Annotated in this window: 24 protein-coding genes; 13 read left to right on the top strand and 11 right to left on the bottom strand. The window is 59.4% G+C overall.

The annotated features are described in order from the left end of the window. Positions 1-17 precede the first annotated feature (17 nt). The 7 genes from ACYZUA_RS04790 to ACYZUA_RS04760 form a co-directional block, all read right to left on the bottom strand. On the bottom strand, positions 18-584 hold the full coding sequence (locus ACYZUA_RS04790; protein ID WP_461962265.1) for a GNAT family N-acetyltransferase: 567 nt from the start codon (positions 582-584) through the stop codon (positions 18-20). Between the two features lie 145 nt (positions 585-729). Further along, positions 730-1,500, bottom strand: a complete 771-nt coding sequence (etfB, locus tag ACYZUA_RS04785; protein WP_461962264.1) for an electron transfer flavoprotein subunit beta — start codon at positions 1,498-1,500, stop codon at positions 730-732. 15 nt (positions 1,501-1,515) lie between these two features. Beyond that, positions 1,516-2,736, bottom strand: coding sequence for an electron transfer flavoprotein subunit alpha (etfA, locus tag ACYZUA_RS04780; protein WP_461962263.1), 1,221 nt, complete (start codon positions 2,734-2,736; stop codon positions 1,516-1,518). Beyond that, the gene (gene dgcB / locus ACYZUA_RS04775; protein ID WP_461962262.1) at positions 2,736-4,685 is read right to left on the bottom strand and encodes a dimethylglycine demethylation protein DgcB; all 1,950 of its coding nucleotides are present in this window, start codon (positions 4,683-4,685) and stop codon (positions 2,736-2,738) included. Before dgcB ends, etfA begins: the two co-directional genes overlap by 1 nt. Positions 4,686-4,860: 175 nt before the next feature. Continuing rightward, positions 4,861-6,921, bottom strand: coding sequence for a dimethylglycine demethylation protein DgcA (dgcA, locus tag ACYZUA_RS04770; RefSeq protein WP_461962261.1), 2,061 nt, complete (start codon positions 6,919-6,921; stop codon positions 4,861-4,863). A gap of 15 nt (positions 6,922-6,936) precedes the next feature. After that, positions 6,937-7,467 (bottom strand): DUF5943 domain-containing protein, encoded by a 531-nt coding sequence (locus ACYZUA_RS04765; RefSeq protein WP_008033249.1) that lies wholly within the window; start codon positions 7,465-7,467, stop codon positions 6,937-6,939. A 214-nt stretch (positions 7,468-7,681) separates the two neighbouring features. Then, entirely contained in the window at positions 7,682-8,659 is a 978-nt protein-coding gene (locus ACYZUA_RS04760; protein WP_128874053.1) for a dipeptidase, read from the bottom strand. A 236-nt stretch (positions 8,660-8,895) separates the two neighbouring features. Here ACYZUA_RS04760 and ACYZUA_RS04755 point away from each other — a divergent pair, with 236 nt between their 5' ends. Next, complete coding sequence (locus ACYZUA_RS04755; protein ID WP_461962260.1) at positions 8,896-9,297, top strand: lysozyme inhibitor LprI family protein; 402 nt, start codon at positions 8,896-8,898, stop codon at positions 9,295-9,297. Positions 9,298-9,301: 4 nt separating this feature from the next. Here ACYZUA_RS04755 and ACYZUA_RS04750 read toward each other — a convergent pair whose 3' ends face one another. Beyond that, positions 9,302-10,540: a type II toxin-antitoxin system HipA family toxin gene (locus ACYZUA_RS04750; RefSeq protein ID WP_461962259.1), complete on the bottom strand. Its 1,239-nt coding sequence runs from the start codon at positions 10,538-10,540 to the stop codon at positions 9,302-9,304. A 618-nt stretch (positions 10,541-11,158) separates the two neighbouring features. Between ACYZUA_RS04750 and ACYZUA_RS04745 the strand changes: the two genes are divergently transcribed. Genes ACYZUA_RS04745 through ACYZUA_RS04735 form a run of 3 tightly spaced genes read left to right on the top strand, consistent with a single transcriptional unit; the run spans position 11,159 to position 12,169 of the window. Then, complete coding sequence (locus tag ACYZUA_RS04745) at positions 11,159-11,413, top strand: type II toxin-antitoxin system RelE family toxin (protein WP_461962258.1); 255 nt, start codon at positions 11,159-11,161, stop codon at positions 11,411-11,413. Beyond that, a complete protein-coding gene (locus ACYZUA_RS04740) occupies positions 11,397-11,720 on the top strand; it encodes a helix-turn-helix domain-containing protein (protein ID WP_033060738.1) in 324 nt (107 codons plus the stop codon). Before ACYZUA_RS04745 ends, ACYZUA_RS04740 begins: the two co-directional genes overlap by 17 nt. 32 nt (positions 11,721-11,752) lie before the next feature. Next, positions 11,753-12,169, top strand: a complete 417-nt coding sequence (locus ACYZUA_RS04735) for a DUF3010 family protein (protein ID WP_461962257.1) — start codon at positions 11,753-11,755, stop codon at positions 12,167-12,169. 138 nt (positions 12,170-12,307) lie between these two features. On the opposite strand, the gene ACYZUA_RS04730 is transcribed toward ACYZUA_RS04735, so the two are convergent. Next, positions 12,308-13,267 (bottom strand): GlxA family transcriptional regulator, encoded by a 960-nt coding sequence (locus ACYZUA_RS04730; protein ID WP_461962256.1) that lies wholly within the window; start codon positions 13,265-13,267, stop codon positions 12,308-12,310. A 207-nt stretch (positions 13,268-13,474) separates the two neighbouring features. On the opposite strand from ACYZUA_RS04730, the gene choX reads away from it, so the two are divergent. From choX to ACYZUA_RS04700, 6 genes are all read left to right on the top strand, one after another. Continuing rightward, on the top strand, positions 13,475-14,419 hold the full coding sequence (choX, locus tag ACYZUA_RS04725) for a choline ABC transporter substrate-binding protein (RefSeq protein ID WP_461962255.1): 945 nt from the start codon (positions 13,475-13,477) through the stop codon (positions 14,417-14,419). Between the two features lie 74 nt (positions 14,420-14,493). Further along, positions 14,494-15,381 carry a 3-dehydrocarnitine:acetyl-CoA trimethylamine transferase CdhC gene (locus ACYZUA_RS04720; RefSeq protein ID WP_140674841.1) on the top strand — a complete coding sequence of 296 codons (888 nt, stop codon included), beginning with the start codon at positions 14,494-14,496 and terminating at the stop codon, positions 15,379-15,381. Between the two features lie 144 nt (positions 15,382-15,525). Continuing rightward, positions 15,526-16,491: an L-carnitine dehydrogenase gene (locus tag ACYZUA_RS04715; protein ID WP_461962254.1), complete on the top strand. Its 966-nt coding sequence runs from the start codon at positions 15,526-15,528 to the stop codon at positions 16,489-16,491. A gap of 153 nt (positions 16,492-16,644) precedes the next feature. Then, positions 16,645-17,121, top strand: a complete 477-nt coding sequence (locus ACYZUA_RS04710) for a thioesterase family protein (RefSeq protein WP_461962253.1) — start codon at positions 16,645-16,647, stop codon at positions 17,119-17,121. A 14-nt stretch (positions 17,122-17,135) separates the two neighbouring features. After that, positions 17,136-18,299 (top strand): gamma-butyrobetaine dioxygenase, encoded by a 1,164-nt coding sequence (locus ACYZUA_RS04705; protein ID WP_461962252.1) that lies wholly within the window; start codon positions 17,136-17,138, stop codon positions 18,297-18,299. A gap of 376 nt (positions 18,300-18,675) precedes the next feature. Further along, complete coding sequence (locus tag ACYZUA_RS04700) at positions 18,676-18,939, top strand: hypothetical protein (protein ID WP_461962251.1); 264 nt, start codon at positions 18,676-18,678, stop codon at positions 18,937-18,939. Between the two features lie 106 nt (positions 18,940-19,045). On the opposite strand, the gene gbdR is transcribed toward ACYZUA_RS04700, so the two are convergent. Together gbdR and ACYZUA_RS04690 are read right to left on the bottom strand one after the other, a co-directional pair. After that, complete coding sequence (gbdR, locus tag ACYZUA_RS04695) at positions 19,046-20,149, bottom strand: choline metabolism transcriptional regulator GbdR (protein ID WP_046029844.1); 1,104 nt, start codon at positions 20,147-20,149, stop codon at positions 19,046-19,048. 558 nt (positions 20,150-20,707) lie between these two features. Then, complete coding sequence (locus tag ACYZUA_RS04690) at positions 20,708-22,084, bottom strand: L-serine ammonia-lyase (RefSeq protein WP_461962250.1); 1,377 nt, start codon at positions 22,082-22,084, stop codon at positions 20,708-20,710. Between the two features lie 437 nt (positions 22,085-22,521). Here ACYZUA_RS04690 and ACYZUA_RS04685 point away from each other — a divergent pair, with 437 nt between their 5' ends. From ACYZUA_RS04685 to choV, 3 genes are all read left to right on the top strand, one after another. Next, positions 22,522-23,472 carry a choline ABC transporter substrate-binding protein gene (locus tag ACYZUA_RS04685; RefSeq protein ID WP_461962249.1) on the top strand — a complete coding sequence of 317 codons (951 nt, stop codon included), beginning with the start codon at positions 22,522-22,524 and terminating at the stop codon, positions 23,470-23,472. Between the two features lie 77 nt (positions 23,473-23,549). After that, positions 23,550-24,395 (top strand): choline ABC transporter permease subunit, encoded by an 846-nt coding sequence (gene choW / locus ACYZUA_RS04680; protein WP_461962248.1) that lies wholly within the window; start codon positions 23,550-23,552, stop codon positions 24,393-24,395. Beyond that, positions 24,392-25,570, top strand: coding sequence for a choline ABC transporter ATP-binding protein (gene choV, locus ACYZUA_RS04675; RefSeq protein ID WP_309677858.1), 1,179 nt, complete (start codon positions 24,392-24,394; stop codon positions 25,568-25,570). The genes choW and choV overlap by 4 nt, the downstream gene beginning before the upstream one ends. The last annotated feature ends 122 nt before the right edge of the window (positions 25,571-25,692 follow it).

The raw sequence follows: 25,692 nt of genomic DNA, 5'->3' as shown, positions 1-25,692 counted from the left end.
TGGAGAAATGTAGCTCACTAGGGCCGATACATCAGATAGGCCTCGCCCGTGACCCGAATCATCGGATGGGGAGTGATCTGGCAGGTATCGACGATACGAAAACCATGTCGCTCGTAAAACCGGCGAGCGCTGGTATTCACGGCGTAGTCGATCAGGCTCAAGCCATTGAGCCCCAGCTGGTTGGCACGGTCGTAAGCGTAGGCGAGGAATTGTTTGCCCAGGCCCTGGTTTCGCCAGCCTTCATGCAGTGCCAGACTGGAAATATAGAGGGTGTCGGGGATTTCCATCTTGGCGTACGGCGCCAGGACTGGATCGGTCACGGGCTCCGCCAGTGGATCGTGACGCATCACGTAGCTGTGCATCATGCCGATGACGTTGCCATCGGCCTCGGCGATCAGACAGTTCTGATAAGAAAAATCGACGTCGTCGCGGGCGTAACGGCTGGCGCCGACGTCCAGCAGATCCTGCCCGGGCTGGGCCAGTTGGCTCCAGATGTAATCGGCAGCCCCCTCCGAGGTGATTTGAAACAGACGCGCAATCTCTCGCGCATCCGCGCGCACTGCCGAACGAAATTCAACAGCCATTGTTCCCCCATAAATGTCGGTAACACGAACTTCCTGTGGGAGCGAGCCTGCTCGCGAAAGCGGTGGGTCAGTCGCCGGAGATGTTGACTGACCCACCGCTTTCGCGAGCAGGCTCGCTCCCACATTAGATTTGTGTTGATACCTGTTAGCGGACCACGCCTTCTTCGATCAGTAACCTGAGAATCGCCTCGGCCCCCGCCTCGGCACTCAACCCTTTAAGTACCTGCCCGCCACCGCCACTGGCCTTGGCCGTCGCGGCTTTCATCCGGTCCGCGCCGCTCTTGGCCTTGATCACCTTCAAGCGCTTAGGCCGTGGCTTGGCCGGTTGCAGCGTGGCGACCGCCAGCAGTTGATCGTCGATCACTTCGACTTCATCAGCCTGCAACACGCCGCGTCGGGCCGGGCCGTAGGCGCTCTGCCGAGGCTTCGGTGCGGCGTTATCCACAGTCGCGAGAAACGGCAGTCGCACTTTCAGGCGACGGCGCTGACCGCGAGGCAAGGCTTGCAGCACCAGTGCTGAATTACCGTCGATGGATTCAACTTGAGCCAGCCCGACGACCAGCGGCCAGCCCAGACTTTCCGCCAGTAGAAAAGGCAACATGCCCGAGCCTTCACCGGTTTCCGCCTGGCTACCGGTCAGCACAACCTGAGCCCCGGCGTCACGCAAATACGCGGTCAATGCCGGCAGTGCATCGGCGCCTTCCGGTTGCTCAAGCACATGCAACTGTTCCAGGCCCATGCCCAGATACGCACGCAACGCCGGCTCCGCGACGTCGCCGGCATGCAGCACTTGCAGGTTATTCCCAGCGAGTTGCAGGCCCAGCTCCACCGCCCGCGCATCCTGCTCCGCGCGACGTGGCCGGCCGGAGGTCGGGTGGGCGCCGATGGACACCAGGCTGATGATTTTCGTGCTCATAACCCTTTCCTTTCCTTAAGCCGCATCGCGCTTGGCTTCGTTGCGGTAAGCCTCTACCGCATCGATCAAGGCTTGAAGAATCTCGGCGCTCTCGCCGATCACCGACAGGTCGGCGCGTTTGATCATGTCGCAGCCAGGGTCGAGGTTGATCGCCACCACCTTGTCGCAGGCACCGATGCCTTGCAGGTGCTGGATCGCCCCGGAAATCCCCACCGCCACGTAAACCCGCGCGGTGACCCAGGTGCCGGACGCACCGACCTGACGGTCGCGGGCCATAAAGCCATCGTCCACCGCCACTCGGGACGCGCCTTCGGTAGCACCCAGCGCTTCGGCGGTCCTGTGGAAAAGTCCCCAGTCCTTGACCCCGTTGCCGCCGGAGAAGATGAACTCGGCTTCGGCCATCGGAATCGCCGCCGGATCGACCGCCACCGCGCCCAAATCCTCGATGCGCGAGAGACTGCGGGCAACCGCTGTGGATAACTCTACTGGCAAGGCTTCGTGACGGGTTTCGCTGACCGGTTCGGCGCATTCCACGGCAGCCAGAATCAAGCGTGCCACCGGGCGCGCAAGGTCTTGCAAACCGGCACCGGCGCGACCGATGCACTCCTGATCCTTGACCTGCCAGACCCGCGTGGCCGGGCGTTCGCCCAGCGCGGCGGCAAAGCGTCGACCCAATTCACCACCGCCGCTGCGGCTGTCCGGCAGCAGCCAGTGACGCGGGCTGAACTGGTTATCCACAGCCCGCAGGCCCTGAACCCGTTGTTCCGGTGCATAACCGTTGAATTCTTCACCGTCGAGCACCAGCAAGCGATCGACGCCAGCGGTGGCGAAGGCGTTTTCTTTGTGTTCGCCGAAGACCACGGCCAATACCGCGCCGTCCTTGCCGGCCAACTGGTGAGCCAGACCCAGCAAATCGCGGTCGTGGCTGCTCAAGCGGCCGCCGACCATGTCCGGCACCACGCTGATGTAAAACGCAGGTGCAGGCACTTGATGCAGTGGCAATTGCACTTCAACCGCAGCCGAGCGTTTGCTCGCCCCACCCTGTTGAGCGCCGCTGCGGTCGATCCGTTTGATCCCGTTGGGACCGATAAAACCGATGCCGTGGGGATTTTTGCGGATGACGCCGTTAGGCCCCATCCAGCTGTGTTGCGCCGGTTGCATCGCTGCGTGTAGCGGGTGCAGACGGTTGCGGGCGATCCATTCGGCGCGTGGGTCGCGGCGGATAATGTCGCTCATCAGTGGGCCTCCGCAGGTTCACGTTGGGCCGGTTTGGTCGGCTTGCTCGGGGCAGCGTCTTCGAGCAACGCGTCCGCCACCAGTTCGGCGATGTCCTTGATCAGCGGCCGGGGTTCGACCACGCCTTCGAGCATCGCGGTGCACTGTGGACAACCCACGGCCACCAGTTCGGCGCCGGTTTCGCGGATGTCTTCCATGCGCATGTCAGGGATCCGTTGCTTGCCCGGGATGTCGGTGATCGGCGCACCGCCGCCACCGCCGCAGCAGCGCGAGCGGAAACCGGAGCGTTGCATCTCTTTCACTTCAATCCCGAGGGCGCGCAGCACTTCACGCGGCGCCTCGTATTCGCCGTTGTAGCGGCCGAGGTAGCACGGATCGTGATAAGTCACGCTGCTGCCTTTGTGCTGACCGAGGTTCAGAGCGCCAGCGTCGATGATTTCCGCCATGTAGGTGCTGTGGTGCTGCACGAGGTAGTTGCCGTCGAAGGCGCCGTACTCGTTTTTCAGCACGTGGAAGCTGTGCGGGTCGCAGGTGACGATGCGGTTGAAGCTGTACTTGGCCAGGGTCTGGATGTTGCGTTTGGCCAACAACTGGAAGGTGGCTTCGTCGCCCAGACGTCGGGCCACGTCACCGCTGTCACGCTCTTCGAGGCCCAGCACCGCGAAGTCGACCTTGGCCGCTTTCAGCACTTTGACGAAGGCGCGCAGGGTGCGCTGGTTGCGCATGTCGAAGGCACCGTCGCCGACCCAGAACAGCACGTCGACGGATTTCTTCTCGCTCATCAGATTGAGGTTCAAGTCCGCCGCCCAGTTCATCCGCCCGCCCGGGGCGAAGCCGCCAGGGTTGTCGGTGGCGATCAGGTTTTCCAGGACTTCGGCGCCCTTGTTCGGGGTTGCGCCTTTTTCCAGCGTCAGGTGACGGCGCATGTCGACGATGGCATCGACGTGCTCGATCATCATCGGGCATTCCTCGACGCAGGCACGGCAAGTGGTGCAGGACCACAGGGTTTCAGCGTCCACCAAGCCGTTGACGATCGGTTGATGCGGGTTGCCAGCGTGTTCGCCAATCGCTTTGCCTGGATACGGGCTGCCGGCGAACTTGGCGTCGGTGCCACCGGCAAGGCCGACGACCATGTCTTGAATCAGTTTTTTCGGGTTCAGCGGCTGTCCGGCGGCGAACGCCGGACACGCGGCTTCGCATTTACCGCACTGCACGCAGGCGTCGAAACCAAGCAGTTGGTTCCAGGTGAAATCCTTGGGTTTTTCCACGCCCAGTGGCGCGGTTGGATCGTTCAGGTCCAGCGGTTTCAAACCGGTGGAACGGCCGCCACCAAAGCGTTCGGCGCGACGGTGCCAGGCCAGGTGCAAAGCACCGGCGAAGGCGTGCTTCATCGGCCCGCCCCAGGTCATGCCGAAGAACAGTTCGCTAACGCCCCACAGCACACCGACGCCGAGGATCGCCGCCACCACCCAACCGCCGAAGTTTTCCGGAAGGATGCCGGCGACCGGCAGGGTCAACAGGAAGAAACTCGCAGAGAACGCCAACAGGCTTTTCGGCAGACGCATCCATGGCCCTTTGGAAAGGCGAGCCGGTGGGTTGCGACGACGCAGGAACATGAAAATCGCACCGACGAACATCACCGCCGAGGCAATCAACAGGGCAACACCGAGAATGCGACTCTGCAGGCCGAAACCGTGAACCAGGATCGCCAGCACAATCGATGCCACCGCACCGCCAGCCGTGGCGACGTGAGTGTTGGCGATGTATTTGTCTCGCGCGACCACATGGTGCAAGTCGACCATGTAGCGTTTAGGCATGGCGAACAGGCCGCCGATCAGGTCGACTTTCGAAGCCCGGCCTCGGCGCCACATAGCCACCCGCCGCAACGCGCCGAGGACAGCAAGGCCCAGGGCGACGAACAACAGGATTGGAAGAAGGGTGTTCAACATGGTGGAGCTCCCAAAGACCTCGGGGTCTTGCAGGCCTGACGACCTGGATGCCTTGCTCGAATCCCTGTAGGAGCAGAGCTTGCTCGCGATGGCGGTATTCCTACCGCCAGGAATGCATCGGATGTTCCAACGCTATCGCGGGCAAGCCTTGCTCCTACGGGTTATCCACAAGCTCTTAGAAATCCTTGCACAACCGCAACGCGTCGTAGATCGCCGCGTGGGTGTTGCGCTGCGCCACGCAGTCGCCGATGCGGAACAGCAAGTAGCCGTCGCCCGCCTGGCTCAGTGAAGGTTGCGGCTTGATCGCGAACAGGGCTTCGATGTCCATCTGGCCTTTGTTGCGCGAGCCTTCCTTCAGGGCGTAGTAGATTTCTTCGTCCGGACGCACGCCGTTTTCGACGACGACCTGATCCACCACCCGCTCCTCTTTGGCGCCGGTGTATTCGTTTTCCAGCACCGCCACCAGCTTGTCGCCTTCGCGGTAGACCTTCTCCAGCATCATGTCCCCGGTCATGATCACTTCTTTGGGGTACATGCTGCGGTAGTACGTCGGGAACGAGGTGCCGCCAATCGCCACGCCCGGTTTGATGTCGTCGGTGACGATCTCGACCTGGCTGCCCTTGTCGGCGAGGAAGTCGGCCGTCGACATCCCGGTGAACTCGCAAATGGTGTCGTAGACCAGCACGTTCTTGCCTGGTGCAACCTTGCCGTCGAGGATGTCCCAGCTGCTGACCACCAGGCCTTCAGCCGCGCCCCAGTGCTCGTTCTGCTCCAGGAATGGATGACCGCCGACGGCGAGCACGACCACGTCCGGACGCAGGTCGAGAATGGTTGCCGCATCGGCCGCCACGCCCAGGCGCAGGTCGACTTTCAACCTCGCTAACTCAAGCTGGAACCAGCGAGTGATACCGGCGATCTGGTCACGTTGCGGGGCTTTCGAGGCGGTGGTGATCTGCCCGCCGATAAATTCTTTCTTCTCGAACAGGGTCACGTCGTGGCCACGTTCGGCCGACACGCGAGCCGCTTCCATCCCGGCAGGACCGGCACCGACCACCACAACCTTGCGCTTCACACCGGTCGATTTCTCGATGATGTGCGGCACGCCCATGTATTCACGGGAGGTCGCGGCGTTCTGGATGCACAACACGTCCAGACCCTGATATTGACGGTCGATGCAGTAGTTGGCGCCGACGCATTGTTTGATCTGGTCGACCTGACCCATTTTGATCTTGGCGATCAGGTGCGGGTCGGCGATGTGGGCGCGGGTCATGCCGACCATGTCCACGTAACCGCCTTCCAGAATACGGGTTGCCTGGTTCGGATCCTTGATGTTCTGCGCGTGCAAAATCGGAGCCTTCACCACTTCCTTGATACCGGCGGCCAAGTGCAGGAATGGCTCCGGTGGATAACTCATGTTCGGGATAACGTTGGCCAGGGTGTTGTGGGTGTCGCAACCCGAACCCACGACGCCGATGAAGTCGATCATGCCGGTGTCGTCGTAGTACTTGGCGATCTGTTTCATGTCCTCGTGGGACAAGCCATCCGGGTGGAACTCATCACCGCACAGACGAATGCCGACACAGAAATCCGGGCCGACTTCAGCCCGCACAGCCTTGATCACTTCCAGGCCGAAACGCATGCGGTTCTCGAAGCTGCCGCCCCATTCGTCGGTACGCTTGTTGACCCGCGGGCTCCAGAACTGGTCGATCATGTGCTGGTGCACGGCGGACAGCTCGACGCCATCCAGGCCACCGGCCTTGGCCCGCGCGGCGGCGCTGGCGTAGTTGCCGATTACCCGCCAGATTTCTTCAGGCTCGATGGTTTTGCAGGTCGCACGGTGCACCGGCTCGCGGATGCCCGACGGCGACAGCAGGGTTGGCCAATGCTCGCCGTCCCAACGGGAACGACGACCCATGTGGGTAATCTGGATCATGATCTTGGCGCCATGCTTGTGCATGGCGTCGGCCAGGTTCTGGAAGTGCGGAATGATCCGGTCGTCGGCCAGGTTGACCGACTTCCACCAGCCTTGCGGGCTGTCGATGGCCACACTGGAAGAACCGCCGCAAATCGCCAGGCCGATCCCGCCCTTGGCTTTCTCTTCGTAATACTTGACGTACCGGTCGGTGGTCATGCCGCCGTCGGTGGCATAGACCTCGGCGTGCGCGGTGCTGAGCACGCGGTTGCGGATGGTCAGTTTGCCGATCTGGATCGGCTGGAACATTGCTTCGAAAGCCATGGCGGGTTCCTCGACTTACAACGGCTTGACGGTGAACAGGCCGTCGTCGTGGCCTTCTTCGGAGCCACCGTAAACCTGTTCGGCAACGGTGCGGATCTTGCTGCCACGGGCTTGCAGAATCTGGTCCATGGCACCGGCAAACCAGCCAGTGAACATGTAGTCGACCTTGCGCCCGACCTTGCCGTACACGTAGACGAACGCCGAGTGTTCGAGCTTGACGCTGGCGGTGCCTTTGTCGAGGTCGATGTCCTGGATCTTGAACAGGCCCCAGCCGCGTTGCGACAGGCGTTTCATGTAGTGCTCGAATACCGCAACGCCTTCCAGGCCGTGGCATTCAGCTTCTTTCTCACACCAGTGCCAGGCGGATTTGTAGCCGGCCTTGTAGAGGATTTCAGCGTAGGCGTCGGCGCCCAGCACTTCCTCGATGCCCATGTGGTTGTTGACGAAGAAATGACGCGGTACGTACAGCATTGGCAGGGCGTCGGAGGTCCAGACACCGGTTTCGCTGTCGACTTCGATTGGCAATTGCGGGGCGATCTTGGCCATGGAAACTTAACTCCAGAAAAATTCGTGGTCAGTGCTTAGCAAAGCTTTTGCTTTGCTCTTATAAACAAGCCGTGTGAATGACTTTGGAGCCGTAGCGAGCACGTCGAGAGCAAGGAAGGACCGGAGCGACAAGCGAGACAGTACGGGACGTACGGCGAGCTTGGCGCGAGGACCTGACGCAGCTATCGGCGAGCGGAGTAGGCTCCAGAGTTATTCACTCGCCCCAGACGTCCTTCAGGACGCTCACCCAGTTCTCGCCCATGATCTTGCGGACCACGCGCTCGGAATGGCCGCGCTTGAGCAGGGTTTCGGTCAGGTTCGGGAACTCGCCGACGGTGCGGATGCCCAGCGGGTTGATGATCTTGCCGAAGCTGGTCAGGCGGCGGGCGTAGCCCTTGTCATGGGTCAGGTATTCAAAGAAGTCCTGGCCATGGCCCTGGGTGAAGTCGGTGCCGATACCGATGGCGTCTTCGCCGACGATGTTCATGGTGTATTCGATGGCTTCGGCGTAATCGTCGATGGTCGAATCGATGCCCTTGGCCAGGAACGGCGCGAACATGGTCACACCGACGAAACCGCCGTGATCGGCGATGAACTTCAGTTCTTCATCGGATTTGTTGCGCGGGTGAATTTTCAGACCCGACGGCAGGCAATGGGAGTAGCAGACCGGTTTCTTGGATTCGAGGATGACTTCTTCGGAGGTTTTCGAACCGACGTGGGACAGGTCGCACATGACGCCGACGCGGTTCATCTCGGCGACGATTTCGCGACCGAAACCCGACAGGCCGCCATCACGCTCGTAGCAACCGGTGCCGACCAGGTTCTGGGTGTTGTAGCACATCTGCACGATACCGACGCCCAGCTGCTTGAAGACCTCGACGTAGCCGATCTGGTCCTCAAAGGCGTGAGCATTCTGGAAGCCGAACAGGATGCCGGTCTTGCCCTGCTCCTTGGCCTTGCGGATATCGGCGGTGGTGCGCACTGGAATCACCAGGTCGCTGTTTTCGCGGATCAGCTTCTGGCTGGCGGCGATATTGTTGACGGTGGCCTGGAAGCCCTCCCACACCGACACGGTGCAGTTGGCCGCAGTCAGACCGCCCTTGCGCATGTCTTCGAACAGCTCACGGTTCCACTTGGCAATAATCAGACCGTCGATAACGATGCTGTCGGCGTGCAATTCGGCTGGGCTCATCAGGCTGTCCCCTATTAGCGATTCATGCGCCGAATCGTGTGCCGGCGCTTTGGGGCCAGCATATGCCTGAGGGAGGGGGCAGCCGGGTGCAAAAACGACAGGGGGTTTGCCGAAAGCGTCAATCCGCGACAAAGGGTCGGCGCCGGACGTCATGAGGCACCTGTTCAAGGGCCTGCGCATGGGCCAGAATTCGCGCCACTACTGGATGCTTTATTGAAAAAAGGGGCGGCGGCGCAATGAAATCGATCTTCCTGGCATTGGCACTGATAGCGACCGGCGTACACGCGGCTGAAGAGGCCGACGACAACCCCTGCGACAAAGTCGAAAACGAAGTCCAGACCCTGGAATGCTCGGTCTACAGCAGAACCACCGCCGAAGACCTGCTGAAAGCCAACTACCAAAGCCTGACCGAGCGCATGCAAATGCTCTACGACAAGAACCCGGCGCAACTGACCGACATCACCACCAAGCTCAAGGCCGCTCAGCAGCAATGGCTGAAGACCCGGGATGCGGATTGCGCGGTTGAAGCGTTTCCGGCGACGAGCGGTAGCAAGGCATTCACGATTGCGCAGAATGATTGCGTGGCGCGGATGAGTGATGAGCGGTCGGAGTTTTTGGAGTCGATTGGGCAGGAGTGAGGCGTCAGAGCGCCTGCCACACTGACTCGAGAGCGGTCAGCATTTTTTTGCTCGCCGCTTTATCGATCTCCAGATCATCGCAACAGATAACCCACCCGGAAAAAGCATCCAGCGTCTGTTCGATGTAGCGTTCAGGCTCCAGGAAACTGAAGGTTTTGCACACCTCAATAAGAGCCTTGCGTGTGGGTATGCCTTTTCCCGCGAATGCAGTGGTGTGTTCATTGCCGCGTCCTGCGGTACTGGAAAAGGTCAGATCGTAAGCCGGAGCCATTTTCCAGCCGTCCTTGCCGCCAAAAAACGAGAAGTTCTTCGCGTGATCGTCGTGGTTATGAGCGAGAGCGTTGAAGACCATCAATCGGGCCATTTTCTCGACCTCGGTCGCATCCTTGGTCATTGTCCAGGTCGCTCGCAGTAAATCACTGTAATCGAGGCTTGGCGCACGGAAGTCAGCATATAGAATCGCCGCAGCGGTAAGCATGTGGCGCTTGGAACCTGCTTCTCGATCGAAACGTTTCGTGGCGAAGAATTGCTCGACCCCCTTCGTGGTTTCTACCTGAAACAGTTTCGACTCGGAAATTTCCACCCCTGCCCGATGGGCCATCAGAGCATAGGCCTGCTCAATAGCGCCGCTATCACGATGCTCTTCTTCGCAGCGAAATTTGATCAACCAGTGCTCATAACCCTTGGGCATTTCACCGAATGACGAAACAGCGCGGTATTTGTCCGGCGACAGGCCAATCACTGCTTTGGGTCGAGCACCACCGGGGGACCCTCCCGCCAGGCGCAGGGATGTGATGACCTCGTCAGCACTGCCTGAAAGTATCGTTTGTGATGCCTCATAGAGCGCGGCCAGATCGAGGTCTTCGTCTGTGTCAACGGTTTCGAACATCGGCACGTATTCAAGCGCGCCCATGCTTCGATTGCCCATATAGGCCAGACGATCCAGCGGGCCGATTGCGTGGCGCTCGATTCCCAGCTGACTTCGGAAAAATCGATCCATGAGCAACAACCCCCAGCCATCGGGCAACGAATCGCTGAAAGCACCGTGCAGGCCATCAAACAGCAGCGCATCGGCAGCCTTCTGGGGAGTGATAGAGAAATCCATGTGAAACGGAGCGAGGTTAAATCCTTTCGCCAGCCACCCAGGATCATAGGAAAAAAACAGGCCTTGACGAGAAATCGCAACCAATTCGCCGACCCTTGATTCCTGAAGCATGACGCTGAGTGCCTTAACGGATTTCATTGTCGGCCACGAGCCCTTTCGAAGTTTTTCAGTTGTTCGAGTGTCAGCGATTGAACCGAGACGAACAGATTTGTCAGTGGTTCTTCTGCCCCGAGGCAGATCGCTATCAGTAACAAGCCATCCAGAGAGATTTTGCCGGTGGTTTCAAAGCGCTTGATATTCGACTCGGGGACGCCTGACTTTTGCGCGAGCGTGCGCCGCGAAAGGTTTTTGCTGAGCCTCAGACGCTTGGCATTCCCGGCTATCTGTAAAGCGACCTCTCCGGGGGAGTAGAGGATATGGGTAAGGGCCACGAGTCGACCTCAAGAGGAATGTGAGCAAGTGTAGCAGCACTAGAAAAAAACAGATTTTTAAAGACAATATTTAAACTATTAAATTAATTTTTTCTATTTAAAAGACAACATAATGACTTTTATAAAAAACTAAATATTGCTCAGATAAACATCGGCACTGAAAAAATGCTGTTTCCTACACACCTGACTGACTGTACCTACAGAATTCCAACACCTCGAAGCCGACCCTGTCAGTCAAGGCAACATCCCGACATGCTTCGTTAATTGGCCGAGAGAGAAATATAAGTAAAGATTGGAAATTCTTATAAAAGACTTATATTCTCCCATGAACAGCATTCACTGGACTCGAAAGGCCGTTAAGCAGCTTCTGAAATTGCATTCCGCTCACCAGATCCAGGTTCGTGATGCCATCACGGTGCTTGTTGGAATGCCGGATGTGGGCAATGTCAAAGCACTGACTGGTCATGGCTACGTCTATCGGCTACGAGTAGGTAACTATCGGGTCATGTTCGACTGGGATGGCGCAATCAAAGTGGTCAGTATTCAAGAGGTCAAAAAACGCGATGAACGCACCTACTGACGTTCAGATCATCAATGACGCAGATGGAAACCCCGCCTTCGTGGTTATTCCATACGCGCAATACGTGGCGCAAAAAATCGAGCCTGACTTGATCCCTCACGAGGTGGTCAGCCGCATCGTCGACGGCGCGACGCCTATTCGTGCCTGGCGTGAACACTTGAACCTTACACAGGATGAAGTGGCCAAACGTATGGGCATTTCCCAACCGGCCTTCGCCCAGCAGGAGACTGTTGCCAAGCCCCGCAAAGCGACTCGCGAAAAAATCGCCGCAGCTTTTGGCATCAAACCCAATCAACTCGAGCTGTAAGCTGCACTCCACCAACAAGGAAAGGGATTTACATGAAAATCTGCGGCATCGAAATCAAAGGCAGCGAAGCCATCATCGCCGTGGCCTCTCTCGACGGTCAGGCGCTGAGCCATGTCGCCCTGGCCACCAAGAAAATCGCCCTCGACGATGACGACGAAGCCGCGAACGTCAAAGTGTTTGCTGCTCAGGTGGCGTCGTTTGTGCGCGAGAACTCCATCGATCGGATTGCGATCAAGAAGCGCAGCAAGAAAGGCGAGTTCGCCGGTGGGCCGACCACGTTCAAGATCGAGGGTGTTTTCCAGTTGCTGGAAAATTGCGAGGTCACGCTGCTGTCGCCACAGACCATCAATGCGCAGAACAAGAAATTCGACTTCGAACTGCCGGATACGCTGAACAAGTATCAGCATGAAGCGTTTAAAGCGGCCTGCTCTGCGTTGATGAGAAAGTAAGGCCCACAGCAGATCAAAACTGTGGGAGCGAGCCTGCTCGCGATAGCGGTGGATCAGTCGACATCAACTTGAATGACAGACCGCCATCGCGAGCAGGCTCGCTCCCACAGGGTTCTCTGGTGTTGTCAAAACTTAAGTTCAGACCAGCTCCCGCCCATCCCCCAGCCGTCGGCGGTCTTCCCGCGGACACCGCGCAAATCGAGCCCGATAGCTGCGGGTGAAATACGACGGCGATTCAAACCCGCAAGCAATGCTTACCTCCAGCACGCTCATATCGGTCTGGCGTAGCAACTGCCGCGCCTTCTCCAGGCGCAGGCGCAGGTAGAAATTGCTTGGAGTGTCATTCAGGTGCAGGCGAAACAGGCGTTCCAGCTGACGGCGGGTGACTTTGATCGACTCCGCTAACTCAAGCGTGCTCAGCGGCGGTTCGCTGTGCTGTTCCATCTCCCCAATCACATGCACCAGTTTCTTGTTACTGATGCCATAACGCGTGGCGACTTCCATGCGCTGGTGGTCTTTGCGCGGGCGGATGCGGCCGAGCACGAATTGCTCGCTGACCTGGATCGCCAGTTCCGGGCCGTGGGCCTGGCTGATGAGGTCGAGCATCAAGTCGATGGACGCGGTGCCGCCGGCAGAGGTAATGCGCCGACGGTCGATCTCGAACAGCTCCTGGGTGACGCTGAGTTGCGGATAGGACTCTTTAAAGGCGTCGATGGCTTCCCAGTGCAGGGTCAAGCGGTGGCCGTCGAGCAGGCCGGCCTCGGCGAGGATGAAGCTGCCGGTGTCGATGGCGCCGAGGGTCACGCCTTCGTTGTCCAGGCGGCGCAGCCAGTGTTCCAGCGCCGGGGTGGCGAATTTCAGCGGTTCGAAACCGGCGACTACCAGCAGGGTTGCACCTTTCTTCAGTGGTTCCAGCGCCGCGTCGGCGTTGACCGACATGCCGTTGCTGGCCAATACCGCGCCGCCGTCGGCACTGAGCACATGCCAGCGGTAGAGCTCGCCACGAAAGCGATTGGCGACCCGCAGCGGCTCGATGGCCGAGATGAAACCGATGGCCGAGAAACCCGGCATCAACAAGAAGTAGAAATCCTGGGACATGGAGCGCACTCGATGGCAGGTAGCGAGAAGGCGGGAAGCGTGTGGACGTTGATACGCCACTTGCACGCGCCATTCAAGAGCGCAGGTCGCTGCAGTGCAAGAGCTGGTCGCCGCAGTGCGCTTTAGCGGGCCTTAAGCTGCGTAACTTGGCATCACCGGCGCACAAAGATGCCGGAACCCACAATAACGTCTGCCGAGGAACCTGAGATGAAACGACTGATCAGCAGCTGTGTTCTTGCACTCAGCGGTACCGCTTTCCTGAGCGCCAGCGTCATGGCGGCCGAACCTGCTTCATGCCAGAACGTGCGCATGGGCGTTGTGAACTGGACCGACGTGATCGCGACCAGTGCCATGACCCAAGTCCTGCTCGATGGCCTCGGCTACAACACCAAACAAACCAGCGCTTCCCAGCAAATAATCTTCGCCGGGATCCGCGACCAGCGCCTGGACTTGTTCCTGGGTTACTGGAACCCGCTGATGACCCAGACCATCACCCCGTTCGTCGCGGCCAATCAGGTCAAGGTTCTTGAGGCGCCAAGCCTGAAAGATGCCCGCGCCACACTCGCGGTACCGACTTACCTCGCCGACAAGGGCCTGAAAACCTTTGCCGACATCGCCAAGTTTGAAAAGGAATTGGGCGGCAAGATCTACGGCATCGAGCCAGGTTCGGGCGCCAACACCCAGATCAAGGCGATGATCGCCAAGAACCAGTTCGGCCTCGGCAAGTTCCAGTTGGTCGAGTCCAGCGAGGCCGGCATGCTCGCGGCGGTGGATCGTGCCGTGCGACGCAAAGAGGCCGTGGTGTTCTTCGGCTGGGCGCCGCACCCGATGAACGTCAACGTGCAAATGACTTACCTCACCGGCAGCGAAGACGCTCTCGGCCCGAACGAAGGCATGGCCACGGTCTGGACCGTCACCGCGCCGAAATACTCCGAGCAATGCCCGAACATCGGTCGTTTACTGAGCAACCTGACCTACACCGCCGAAGACGAGAGTCGGATGATGCAGCCGCTGCTGGATCACAAGGACGCCTTCGAATCGGCCAGGCAATGGCTGAAAGATCACCCGCAAGACAAGCAACGCTGGCTTGAAGGCGTGACCACCTTCGATGGCAAACCGGCGGCTGACAACCTGAAACTGACCACCAAATAAACCCGATTGAGCCACCGACTCGCAGCCCGACCGGGCTGCGAATCGACTAATCACGCCTGCAAGGAACCCGCCTCATGAACCACGACGTCATCATCACCTGCGCACTCACCGGTGCTGGCGACACGACCAGCAAAAGCCCACACGTGCCGGTCACCCCGAAACAAATCGCCGCGGCCGCCGTGGAAGCCGCCAAGGCCGGCGCCACGGTCGTTCACTGCCACGTGCGTAACCCCGAAACCGGCAAATTCAGCCGTGATGTAGCGCTGTATCGCGAAGTGATGGAGCGCATCCGCGAGGCGGACGTCGACATCATCGTCAACCTCACCGCCGGCATGGGCGGCGACCTGGAAATCGGCGCGGGCGAGAACCCGATGGAGTTCGGCCCGAACACTGACCTGGTCGGCCCGCTGACCCGTCTGGCCCACGTCGAAGAACTGCTGCCGGAAATCTGCACCCTCGATTGCGGCACCCTGAACTTCGGCGACGGGGACACCATTTACGTTTCCACCCCGGCGCAGCTACGTGCTGGCGCCAAACGCATTCAAGAGCTGGGCGTGAAGGCCGAGCTGGAAATTTTCGACACTGGTCACCTGTGGTTCGCCAAGCAGATGATCAAGGAAGGCTTGCTCGACGACCCGCTATTCCAACTCTGCCTGGGCATCCCGTGGGGCGCGCCGGCCGACACCACCACCATGAAAGCCATGGTCGACAACCTGCCCGCCAATGCGGTCTGGGCCGGTTTCGGCATCGGTCGCATGCAAATGCCGATGGCTGCGCAAGCGGTGTTGCTCGGCGGCAATGTGCGGGTCGGACTGGAAGACAATATCTGGCTGGACAAGGGCGTACTGGCGACCAACGGCCAACTGGTCGAACGCGCCTCGGAAATCCTCAGCCGTCTCGGCGCCCGTGTTCTGACCCCGGCGGAAGGCCGGGCAAAAATGGGCCTGACCAAGCGCGGTTGACCCCACCTCACCTCTTTCCACTGTGGGAGCGAGCCTGCTCGCGATGACGTCAGTACATCCAACGCATTTTCTGCGGCAGGAATACCGCCATCGCGAGCAGGCTCGCTCCCACAAGGGATCACCGAATTCTTTTAGGACGTCGCTATGAGCTTTATCACTGAAATCAAAACCTTCGCAGCCCTGGGCAGCGGTGTCATCGGCAGCGGTTGGGTGTCCCGCGCCCTCGCCCACGGCCTCGACGTGGTGGCCTGGGACCCGGCGCCCGGTGCCGAAGCCGCGCTGCGCAAACGCGTCGCCAATGCCTGGGGCGCGTTGGAGAAACAGGGCCTTGCGCCCGGCGCATCGCAGGATCGGCTGCGCTTTGTCGCCACCATTGAAGAATGCGTTCGCGACGCGGATTTCATTCAGGAAAGCGCCCCTGAGCGTCTGGACCTGAAACTGGAGTTGCACAGCAAAATCAGCGCAGCGGCCAAGCCCGATGCCTTGATCGGCTCCAGTACTTCCGGCCTGTTGCCGAGCGAGTTCTACGAGAGTTCAATGCACCCGGAACGCTGCGTGGTCGGGCACCCGTTCAACCCGGTTTATCTGCTGCCGCTGGTGGAAGTGGTTGGCGGTAAAAACACCGCGCCGGAAGCTGTTCAAGCGGCCATGAAAGTCTACGAATCCTTGGGCATGCGTCCGCTGCATGTGCGCAAGGAAGTACCCGGTTTTATCGCCGACCGCTTGCTCGAAGCGCTGTGGCGTGAGGCGCTGCACCTGGTTAACGACGGCGTGGCGACCACCGGTGAAATCGACGATGCGATCCGCTTTGGCGCAGGCCTGCGATGGTCGTTCATGGGCACTTTCCTGACGTACACCCTGGCGGGTGGCGATGCGGGTATGCGGCACTTCATGGCGCAATTCGGGCCGGCGTTGCAGTTGCCGTGGACGTATCTGCCAGCACCGGAACTGACCGACAAGTTGATCGATGATGTGGTGGATGGCACCAGTGATCAGTTGGGCACGCACAGCATTTCGGCGCTGGAGCGCTATCGTGATGATTGCTTGCTGGCGGTGCTGGAGGCGGTGAAGACTACCAAAGAGAAGCATGGGATGGCATTCAGCGAATAATAAGCCAGCAGGATCGGCCCCATCGCGAGCAGGCTCGCTCCCACAGGGAATTTGCTGGGTGACACAGTTTAAGTTCACACCTCAAATCACCTGTGGGAGCGAGCCTGCTCGCGATGAGGGCAGCCCAGTCACCCCACATTCTGGATCCTCATCATGCCCACCCTGACCACCTACCAAACCAAAATCACCCCCGACTGGGTCGACTACAACGGCCACCTGCGCGATGCCTTCTACCTGCTGATTTTCAGCTACGCCACCGACGCGCTGATGGATCGCCTGGGCATGGACAGCAACAACCGCGAAGCCAGCGGCAACTCGCTGTTCACCCTCGAACTGCACCTCAATTACCTGCACGAAGTGAAGCTCGACGCCGACGTCGAAGTACACACCCAAATCATCGGCCACGACAGTAAACGCCTGCACCTCTATCACAGCCTGCATCAGGTCGGCGATGACAAGGAACTGGCGGGCAACGAACAAATGCTGCTGCACGTCGACCTCGCCGGGCCGCGCTCCGCACCGTTCAGCGAAGACACCTTGAGCAAGCTGCAAGCCATCGTCGCCGAGCAAACCGACCTGCCCGCCCCCGCCTACATCGGCCGAGTGATCGCATTACCCCCTAAAAAATAACAAGGAGATCGCCATTGAACACCGCCGCCGCTTTTGCCGACTTCCGTACCTACCCGTTGATCAGCGCGTTGACCGCCGTACACACCCTGACGGACCGAGTTCAAGTGAAGTGGGCCGATGACCGTGTCAGCCCGTTTCATCATCAGTGGTTGCGGGACAACTGTCCGTGCCCGCTGTGCGTCTACACCGTCACCCGCGAGCAAGTGCTGGAAATCGTCGACGTCGCCGAAAACCTGAAGCCCTCGGACGTCAGCATTGATGCCGAAGGCTGCCTGCGTGTCGATTGGCAGGACGGTCATCTCAGCCGCTTCGATCCTGGCTGGTTACGGGCTCACGCCTACGATGATGAGTCCCGCGCCGAACGCCGGGCCGCCAAGCCCAAAAGCCAGCTCTGGAACAGCAACCTGAAGCTGCCGGTATTCGAATACCAGGCGTTGATGAGCGACAACGACGCCTTGCTGCAATGGCTGCTGGCCGTGCGCGATCTCGGCCTGACTCAGGTCCGCGGCGTGCCCACCGAGCCGGGCTCGTTGAAGTTGATCGCCCAGCGGATTTCCTTCATCCGCGAGAGCAATTTTGGCGTGCTGTTCAACGTGCAATCCAAGGCCGATGCCGACAGCAATGCCTACACCGCGTTCAACCTGCCGCTGCACAGCGACCTGCCGACCCGGGAGTTGCAACCGGGGCTGCAGTTTCTGCATTGCCTGGTGAATGACGCCGACGGTGGCGAGAGTATTTTCGTCGACGGTTTTGCCATTGCCGAAGCCTTGCGCGATGAAGATCCCGAGGCGTTCAAAAGCCTTTGCGAAATCCCTGTGGAGTTCCGCAACAAAGACCGCCACAGCGACTACCGCCGTCTCGCGCCGATCATCGCGCTGGATACCTTGGGGCAGGTTTCGGAAATCCGCATGGCGAACTTTCTGCGCGGTCCGTTCGATGCGTCGGTCGAACAGATGCCCGCTCTCTATCACGCCTACCGCCGCTTTATTGCGATGACCCGGGAAACACGATTCCGCGTGATGACGCGGTTAAACCCCGGCGAAATGTGGTGTTTCGACAACCGCCGCACCCTCCACGCCCGCAACGCCTTCGACCCCGCCACCGGCGCCCGGCATTTTCAGGGTTGCTATGTCGACCGTGATGAACTGTTGTCGCGGATATTGGTGCTGCAACGCTAGACCGCGTCATCGTTCATCGCGGGCAAGCCTTGCTCCTACAGAGGTACGAGCCGATATCCTGTAGGAGCAAGGCTTGCCCGCGATGGCGCCAGTCCATACACCTCATATATTCCTGATTCACAGGCAAAAAAAACCCCGATCAAGCCGTGACAGGATCGGGGCAGAGGTGGGTAACTGTTGAGGAGCCGTTGCGCGAGGGTGACCAAACCTTCGTGAAGCCAGCTGATCCCAGTGTGCCCACTCTCTTCCTGCACAAGTTAGCCGAAAACGACCTGTTCATAGGTATTGCGGCCATTGCGACAAATCGTCCTTGCCGCCACTCCGTACCCCTATGAGAATCGAACCACGACACCGTTCCCTGAAGAAGGATTGCGTCATGATGCACGCCGATTTGATTGACCAGGAAGACCTGTTGGGCCAGCTGAAATCGTTGGGTTTTCAAGTACCGAGTGGCGCTACAGCACAGCAGGCTTGCGAATGTGCAGTGCGAGGCTTGAACGATGAACGGGCGATGACGCTGCGGACCATGGTCAAGCAGATGTACACCAGCAGCGCGACCATTCTGCCGGCCGTGCGCCAGGCCATCGACAAGCAATTGCTGCCAGCGTTGGCGGAGTATCAGCAAAGCCGTAGCGCCTGATAAACCGCTTTCGCGAGCAGGCTCGCTCCCACAGTTGACCGACTCCTCTCGGAGGAACGCGATCTAATGTGGGAGCGAGCCTGCTCGCGAATGAAGGCGCCACGGTTTAAAGCCTTACGCTGGCAAACGTCGACTCGTTCCGCGCCTGACTCAACGCCGACAACGGCCCGGACAACGGTGACAACACCAGTGCTTGCGGCAGCGGCATCATCGCCACTTGTTGCGTGGTGTTAGAACCTACGCGCTCGTCACGCGGCGGAATGCCGAAGTATTCGCGGTAGCACTTGGAGAAGTGCGGCGTGGACACGAAACCACAAACAGACGCCACTTCGATGATCGACATCGGCGTTTGCTTGAGCAGCTGCCGGGCGCGGATCAAGCGCAGTTTCAGGTAATAACGCGACGGCGAGCAGTGCAGGTATTTCTGGAACAGCCGCTCCAGCTGACGACGCGACACGGCGACATACACCGCCAGTTCGTCGAGGTCGATCGGCTCTTCGAGGTTGGCCTCCATCAGCGCGACGATTTCCTGCAACTTCGGCTGGTTGGTGCCGAGCATGTGCTTGAGCGGCACACGCTGGTGATCCTGCTCGTTGCGGATGCGCTCGTAGACGAACATTTCCGAGATCGCGGCCGACAGTTCACGACCGTGATCGCGGCTGATCAGGTGCAGCATCATGTCCAGCGGCGCGGTGCCACCGGAGCTGGTGAAACGGTTACGGTCAAGGGTGAACAGACGGGTACTCATGGCCACACGCGGGAAAGCTTCCTGCATCGAGGCCAGGCATTCCCAGTGCACGCTGCAATCGAAACCGTCCAGCAGGCCGGCGCACGCCAGGGCCCAGCTGCCGGTGCAGACCGCACCGAGACGACGGGACTGACGCGCCTGGCTTTGCAGCCACGAAACGTGTTCACGGGTAACAGTGCGCTGGATGCCGATACCGCCGCAGACAATGATGGTGTCCAGGGCGGGTGCTTTGTGCATGGAGCAGTCGGGGGTGATCTGCAGACCGTCACTGGCCCAGACCTGACCGCCGTCGACTGTGATCGTGGTCCAGCGATACAGCTCACGACCGGACAACTGGTTGGCCATACGCAGGGGTTCTACTGCGGAGGCCAAAGAAATAAGCGTGAAATTGTCCAGCAGCAAAAAGCCGATGGATTGAGGCGCACGGTTCTGGGGTTGGGCCCCGGAGTTGAACGTCGTCATCGCGGTATCTCCTCACACAAAGCGGGTGATGGCCTCAGGCGGAGGCTCTTGTTATTGCCATCGTTCTCGCGTGGGAGACGGGCTTTGTAATGACAGAGCAAATGCCATGCCTAAAGTTGAATGGCCGTTCAATAACTCCTGAAAACGACGTCGCGCCGCGTCTATATAAGCCGTGCCGGGAGTAGGGGTTATAACTGCCATTATCGGCGGGAAGCGCTCTGCCCCGTTGGGCGTGAGCAAATCGGTAGCACTTGTGGGAACAGGGCTACAGCGACCTGGTGAAGAGTGTCACCGCAAGCACAGATGACAGGCGGTAATGGCCAACTTGGATCCCGGATCTTGGGCAAGTCGCTTATCTGTAAGCGACGCGCCAAAACGTGGCGCGTTTTGAACCGGGTGTTCACTTTGCGCGCAGTTTTGACTGGTCTGGTGTGGTGCTATGTGGCCTGTTGTGGCGAGGGGATTTATCCCCGTTGGGTCGCGCAGCGGCCCCAAAATCTTTACGACTGCTGCGCAGCCGAACGGGGATAAATCCCCTCGCCACAGGTCAACCCGGTCTCAGCACTCAACCGCGCTAACCGCCAACCCACCGCGCGATGTCTCTTTATATTTGTCATGCATATCGGCGCCAGTATCACGCATCGTGCGGATCACCCGATCCAGCGAGATAAAGTGCTGACCGTCGCCCCGCAACGCCATCTGCGCCGCGTTGATCGCCTTCACCGCCGCAATCGCATTGCGCTCGATGCACGGCACTTGCACCAATCCGCCCACCGGGTCGCAGGTCAGTCCGAGGTTGTGTTCCAGACCGATTTCCGCCGCATTACACAGCTGCTCCGGTGTCGCCCCCAGAATCTCCGCCAGCCCGGCCGCCGCCATGGCGCAGGCCGAACCGACTTCGCCCTGGCAACCGACTTCGGCACCGGAAATCGAAGCGTTCTTCTTGCACAGAATCCCTACCGCCGCCGCACTGAGGAAATAGTCGACCACGTTGGCGTCGGTCACCACCTCGCTGAACTTCATAAAGTAATGCAACACCGCCGGAATGATCCCCGCCGCGCCATTGGTCGGTGCAGTCACCATGCGCCCACCCGCGGCGTTTTCTTCGTTGACCGCCAGGGCGAACAGGTTGACCCACTCCATGGCGCTCAAGGTCGAGCCGATCACATTGGGCTTGTTCAGTTCTTGAAGGCTGCGGTGCAGTTTGGCCGCGCGACGACGCACGTTCAGGCCACCGGGCAAGATGCCTTCGTGCTTGAGGCCTTGTTCCACGCAATCCTGCATGGCATGCCAGAGCGTCATCAGGCCGGCGCGGATGTCCTCTTCGCTGCGCCAGACCTTCTCGTTGGCCAGCATCAACTCTGCAACGCGCAAGTTGTGCTGCTTGCAGAGGTTGAGCAGTTCGGCGGCACTGGAGAAGTCGTAAGGCAGTACGGTGCGATCCAGATCGACCACGCCGCTGGAAGCCTGTGCCTCATCAACGACAAAGCCGCCGCCGATGGAATAGTAGGTGTCGCGATGCAGCTCGCCGTCATCGCCTTCGACGATCAGCGTCATGGCGTTAGGGTGGAACGGTAGGTTCTCGTCGATCAGGCGCATGTCCCGGGCCCAGATGAACGGGACCGACAAACGACCGTCGAGCAACAGCGTGTGGGTTTCGCGCAGGGTTTCGATGCGAATGCCGATTTGCGACGGATCGATCGCGTCCGGCCACTCGCCCATCAGGCCCATGATCACTGCGTTGTCACTGCCGTGACCGATGCCGGTGGCCGACAACGAACCATAAAGCTGAACTTCGACGCGCCGTACTTGCTCCAGAAGACCCTGCTCACGCAAACCTTGCACGAACAACGCCGCGGCGCGCATAGGCCCCACGGTGTGCGAACTGGAAGGGCCGATGCCGATTTTGAACAGGTCGAAAACACTGATAGCCATTACTGCCGAACTCCTGGATGTGCCAACTCCAGACGCAAAAGCGCCCAGTGACGGAGCTGCTACGCTCAAGCTGCAATCCGCCGAGATGGCCGCATCATCAGGCTTTTGTCATGTCGTTCGACGTCTCACACCGACGCACTCATGCCCACTAACGCCGCGTGTCTTTTACGTCGCGTTTTCGCCGTTTTTTTGCGGATCAGAGAGGCAAAGAGGGCCGAAAAAATCTGTAAACGACGTCACCGACACTGGATGCGACCATCCCTGTACTGGTTACGACGCCCCCTGTAGGCGTCAGATTTTCACTGGTACATGATCGTATCGACTCGATTGCAAGGCACCGTGGTAGAGATGTCTCCAAAACGCCATCCAACCGCAACCTATAAGTGCGGTGGTCCAGTCGGAACACTGCCAAAAAAAACACCAAGGAGTCGCCCCTTATGAAAGGTTCCCCGTCGTTGTTGTTGGCCGCCATGCTGAGTCTGCCGTTACTGGCTCAAGCCGCCGAACCGGCTCAATGCAGTACCGTAAACTTCTCCGATGTCGGCTGGACTGACATTACCGTCACTACCGCCACCACCAGCGTCGTTCTCGATGCCCTCGGCTACAAGACCAAAACCACGATGATTTCCGTACCGGTGACCTACAAGTCCCTGGCCGACGGCAAGAACATGGACGTATTCCTGGGTAACTGGATGCCGACCATGGAAAACGACATCAAGGCCTACCGCGATGCCGGCACCGTGGAGACCGTGCGCGCCAATCTGGAAAACGCAAAATACACACTCGCGGTGCCCGAAGAGTTGTATAACAAAGGTCTGAAAGATTTCGCCGATATCGCCAAGTTCAAGAAAGAACTCGACGGCAAGATCTACGGTATCGAACCAGGCAACGACGGCAACCGCCTGATCCAGAGCATGATCGACAAGAACGCCTTCGGCTTGAAAGACGCCGGCTTCAAGGTGGTCGAGTCCAGCGAGGCCGGCATGCTCTCGCAAGTCGATCGCGCCCAGCGCCGCAACACCGCCGTGGTGTTCCTGGGCTGGGAACCACACCCGATGAACACGCGTTTCAAGATGAAGTACCTGACCGGCGGCGACGATTTCTTTGGCCCCAACTTCGGTCAGGCAACCATCTTCACCAACACCCGCAAGGGTTACGCTCAGGAATGCAGCAACGTAGGACAGTTGCTGAAAAACCTGGTGTTCACCCTCGACATGGAAAGCACGCTGATGGGCAACGTCCTGGACGACAAAATGAAGCCTGACGCGGCCGCCAAGGCCTGGCTGAAAAAGAATCCACAGGTGCTCGATACCTGGCTCGCTGGCGTGACCACCATTGACGGTAAACCAGGCCTGGAGGCCGTGAAAACCAAGCTCGCGCAGCCTTGAATTAGGAAGCATCGCTTACGCCGGGCGAGTTCGCTCGCCCGGGCTGTTTATTTCCTTGCATGCGGACGTTCACTACCATGCTGATTGATCAGAAAATACCTTTAGGCCAGTACATCGCGGGCTTCGTTGAATGGTTGACGCAAAACGGCGCCAACACCTTCGACGCAATCGCCGTGTCACTGGAAACGATGATCCACGGCGTGACTTTTGCGCTGACCTGGTTCAACCCGCTGGCATTGATCGGCCTCATCGCGCTACTGGCACACTTCATTCAACGAAAGTGGGGCCTGACCGTTTTTGTCATCGCCTCCTTCCTGCTGATCCTCAATCTGGGGTACTGGCAGGAAACCATGGAAACCCTCGCCCAGGTGTTGTTCGCCACCCTGGTCTGCGTGTTGATCGGCGTGCCGTTGGGCATCGTCGCCGCGCACAAACCGATGTTCTACACAGTGATGCGGCCGGTGCTCGATCTGATGCAGACCGTGCCGACCTTCGTGTACCTCATTCCTACCCTGACCCTCTTCGGTCTGGGTGTGGTCCCGGGTCTGATTTCTACGGTGGTGTTCGCGATTGCCGCACCTATCCGCCTGACTTACCTGGGTATTCGCGATGTTCCGCAGGAACTGATGGACGCCGGCAAAGCCTTCGGCTGCTCGCGCCGTCAACTGCTTTCACGGATTGAACTGCCCCACGCCATGCCAAGCATCGCGGCCGGTATCACCCAGTGCATCATGCTGTCGCTGTCGATGGTGGTGATCGCGGCACTGGTGGGCGCTGACGGCCTGGGCAAACCCGTGGTCAACGCACTGAACACTGCTGATATCGCCCTGGGCTTCGAAGCGGGCCTGGCGATCGTACTGCTGGCGATCATGCTCGACCGTATCTGCAAACAACCCGAAGCCAAAGTAGGGGGTGACGCATGAGCATTATTCGCTTCGAAGACGTCGACGTAATCTTCTCCAAAGACCCGCGCGAGGCCTTGAAACTCCTCGACCAGGGCATGACCCGCGACCAGATCCTGAAAAAGACCGGGCAGATTGTTGGCGTCGAAAAGGCCAGCCTGGATGTCGAAAAAGGTGAAATCTGCGTACTGATGGGCCTGTCCGGCTCCGGCAAGTCCAGCTTGCTGCGCTGCATCAACGGCCTCAACACCGTTAGCCGCGGCAAGTTGTTCGTCGAGCACGAAGGCAAGCAGATCGACATCGCTTCCTGCACCCCGGCAGAACTGAAAATGATGCGCACCCAGCGCATTGCGATGGTGTTCCAGAAGTTCGCCCTGATGCCTTGGCTGACCGTTCGCGAGAACATCAGCTTCGGTCTGGAAATGCAGGGTCGTCCGGAGAAGGAACGGAAAAAACTGGTCGATGAAAAACTTGAGCTGGTGGGCCTGACCCAGTGGCGCAACAAGAAGCCGGACGAGCTCTCCGGTGGTATGCAGCAACGTGTGGGCCTGGCCCGCGCGCTGGCGATGGATGCCGATATTTTGCTGATGGACGAACCGTTCTCGGCCCTCGACCCGCTGATCCGCCAAGGCCTGCAAGACGAACTGCTGGAACTGCAAAGCAAGCTGAACAAAACCATCGTGTTCGTGAGCCACGACCTCGATGAAGCGCTGAAACTCGGCAGCCGTATCGCGATCATGAAAGACGGCCGGATTGTTCAGTACAGCAAGCCAGAAGAGATCGTGTTGAACCCAGCGGACGATTACGTGCGGACCTTTGTCGCCCACACCAATCCGCTGAACGTACTGTGCGGCCGCAGCCTGATGCGCACCCTGGACAACTGCAAACGCATCAACGGTTCGGTATGCCTCGATCCGGGCGGTGATTCCTGGCTGGACCTGGCCGAAGGCAACACCATCAAAGGCGCACGCCAGAACGGCGCGAGCCTGGACTTGCAGAACTGGATTCCCGGGCAAGCGGTTGAAGGCTTGGGTCGTCGTCCAACACTGGTGGACTCGAACATCGGCATGCGCGATGCGCTGCAGATTCGATATCAGACGGGTAATAAGCTGGTCCTGCACGACAACAACAAGGTTGTCGGGATTCTGGGTGACAGCGAGCTGTATCACGCACTGCTCGGCAAGAACCTGGGGTAAGGCAACACACACAAAAACGCCGCGAGATGATCGCGGCGTTTTTGTTTATCGAGATATCGGGTCGAATGTGTATCGACCCTGGTGGCCCCATCGCGAGCAAGCTCAGCTCCTACAGGTGTTGC

The organism is Pseudomonas sp. LS2P72, assembly GCF_054897865.1.
Note: the sequence above shows the minus strand (reverse complement) of the source record. Positions and strands in the feature narration are given on the sequence as shown.

What these genes read in the sequence shown, in the direction of transcription:
- gbdR (WP_046029844.1), bottom strand. Translation starts at nt 20,149, where the DNA reads ATGACGACGTTCAACTCCGGGGCCCAACCCCAGAACCGTGCGCCTCAA.
- ACYZUA_RS04745 (WP_461962258.1), top strand. Translation starts at nt 11,159, where the DNA reads ATGAACAGCATTCACTGGACTCGAAAGGCCGTTAAGCAGCTTCTGAAA.
- ACYZUA_RS04720 (WP_140674841.1), top strand. Translation starts at nt 14,494, where the DNA reads ATGAACCACGACGTCATCATCACCTGCGCACTCACCGGTGCTGGCGAC.
- choX (WP_461962255.1), top strand. Translation starts at nt 13,475, where the DNA reads ATGAAACGACTGATCAGCAGCTGTGTTCTTGCACTCAGCGGTACCGCT.
- dgcA (WP_461962261.1), bottom strand. Translation starts at nt 6,921, where the DNA reads ATGGCTTTCGAAGCAATGTTCCAGCCGATCCAGATCGGCAAACTGACC.
- ACYZUA_RS04685 (WP_461962249.1), top strand. Translation starts at nt 22,522, where the DNA reads ATGAAAGGTTCCCCGTCGTTGTTGTTGGCCGCCATGCTGAGTCTGCCG.
- dgcB (WP_461962262.1), bottom strand. Translation starts at nt 4,685, where the DNA reads ATGTTGAACACCCTTCTTCCAATCCTGTTGTTCGTCGCCCTGGGCCTT.
- ACYZUA_RS04710 (WP_461962253.1), top strand. Translation starts at nt 16,645, where the DNA reads ATGCCCACCCTGACCACCTACCAAACCAAAATCACCCCCGACTGGGTC.
- etfB (WP_461962264.1), bottom strand. Translation starts at nt 1,500, where the DNA reads ATGAGCACGAAAATCATCAGCCTGGTGTCCATCGGCGCCCACCCGACC.
- choV (WP_309677858.1), top strand. Translation starts at nt 24,392, where the DNA reads ATGAGCATTATTCGCTTCGAAGACGTCGACGTAATCTTCTCCAAAGAC.
- ACYZUA_RS04700 (WP_461962251.1), top strand. Translation starts at nt 18,676, where the DNA reads ATGATGCACGCCGATTTGATTGACCAGGAAGACCTGTTGGGCCAGCTG.
- ACYZUA_RS04740 (WP_033060738.1), top strand. Translation starts at nt 11,397, where the DNA reads ATGAACGCACCTACTGACGTTCAGATCATCAATGACGCAGATGGAAAC.
- ACYZUA_RS04765 (WP_008033249.1), bottom strand. Translation starts at nt 7,467, where the DNA reads ATGGCCAAGATCGCCCCGCAATTGCCAATCGAAGTCGACAGCGAAACC.
- ACYZUA_RS04690 (WP_461962250.1), bottom strand. Translation starts at nt 22,084, where the DNA reads ATGGCTATCAGTGTTTTCGACCTGTTCAAAATCGGCATCGGCCCTTCC.
- ACYZUA_RS04735 (WP_461962257.1), top strand. Translation starts at nt 11,753, where the DNA reads ATGAAAATCTGCGGCATCGAAATCAAAGGCAGCGAAGCCATCATCGCC.
- ACYZUA_RS04750 (WP_461962259.1), bottom strand. Translation starts at nt 10,540, where the DNA reads ATGAAATCCGTTAAGGCACTCAGCGTCATGCTTCAGGAATCAAGGGTC.
- ACYZUA_RS04730 (WP_461962256.1), bottom strand. Translation starts at nt 13,267, where the DNA reads ATGTCCCAGGATTTCTACTTCTTGTTGATGCCGGGTTTCTCGGCCATC.
- etfA (WP_461962263.1), bottom strand. Translation starts at nt 2,736, where the DNA reads ATGAGCGACATTATCCGCCGCGACCCACGCGCCGAATGGATCGCCCGC.
- ACYZUA_RS04715 (WP_461962254.1), top strand. Translation starts at nt 15,526, where the DNA reads ATGAGCTTTATCACTGAAATCAAAACCTTCGCAGCCCTGGGCAGCGGT.
- ACYZUA_RS04790 (WP_461962265.1), bottom strand. Translation starts at nt 584, where the DNA reads ATGGCTGTTGAATTTCGTTCGGCAGTGCGCGCGGATGCGCGAGAGATT.
- ACYZUA_RS04760 (WP_128874053.1), bottom strand. Translation starts at nt 8,659, where the DNA reads ATGAGCCCAGCCGAATTGCACGCCGACAGCATCGTTATCGACGGTCTG.
- choW (WP_461962248.1), top strand. Translation starts at nt 23,550, where the DNA reads ATGCTGATTGATCAGAAAATACCTTTAGGCCAGTACATCGCGGGCTTC.
- ACYZUA_RS04755 (WP_461962260.1), top strand. Translation starts at nt 8,896, where the DNA reads ATGAAATCGATCTTCCTGGCATTGGCACTGATAGCGACCGGCGTACAC.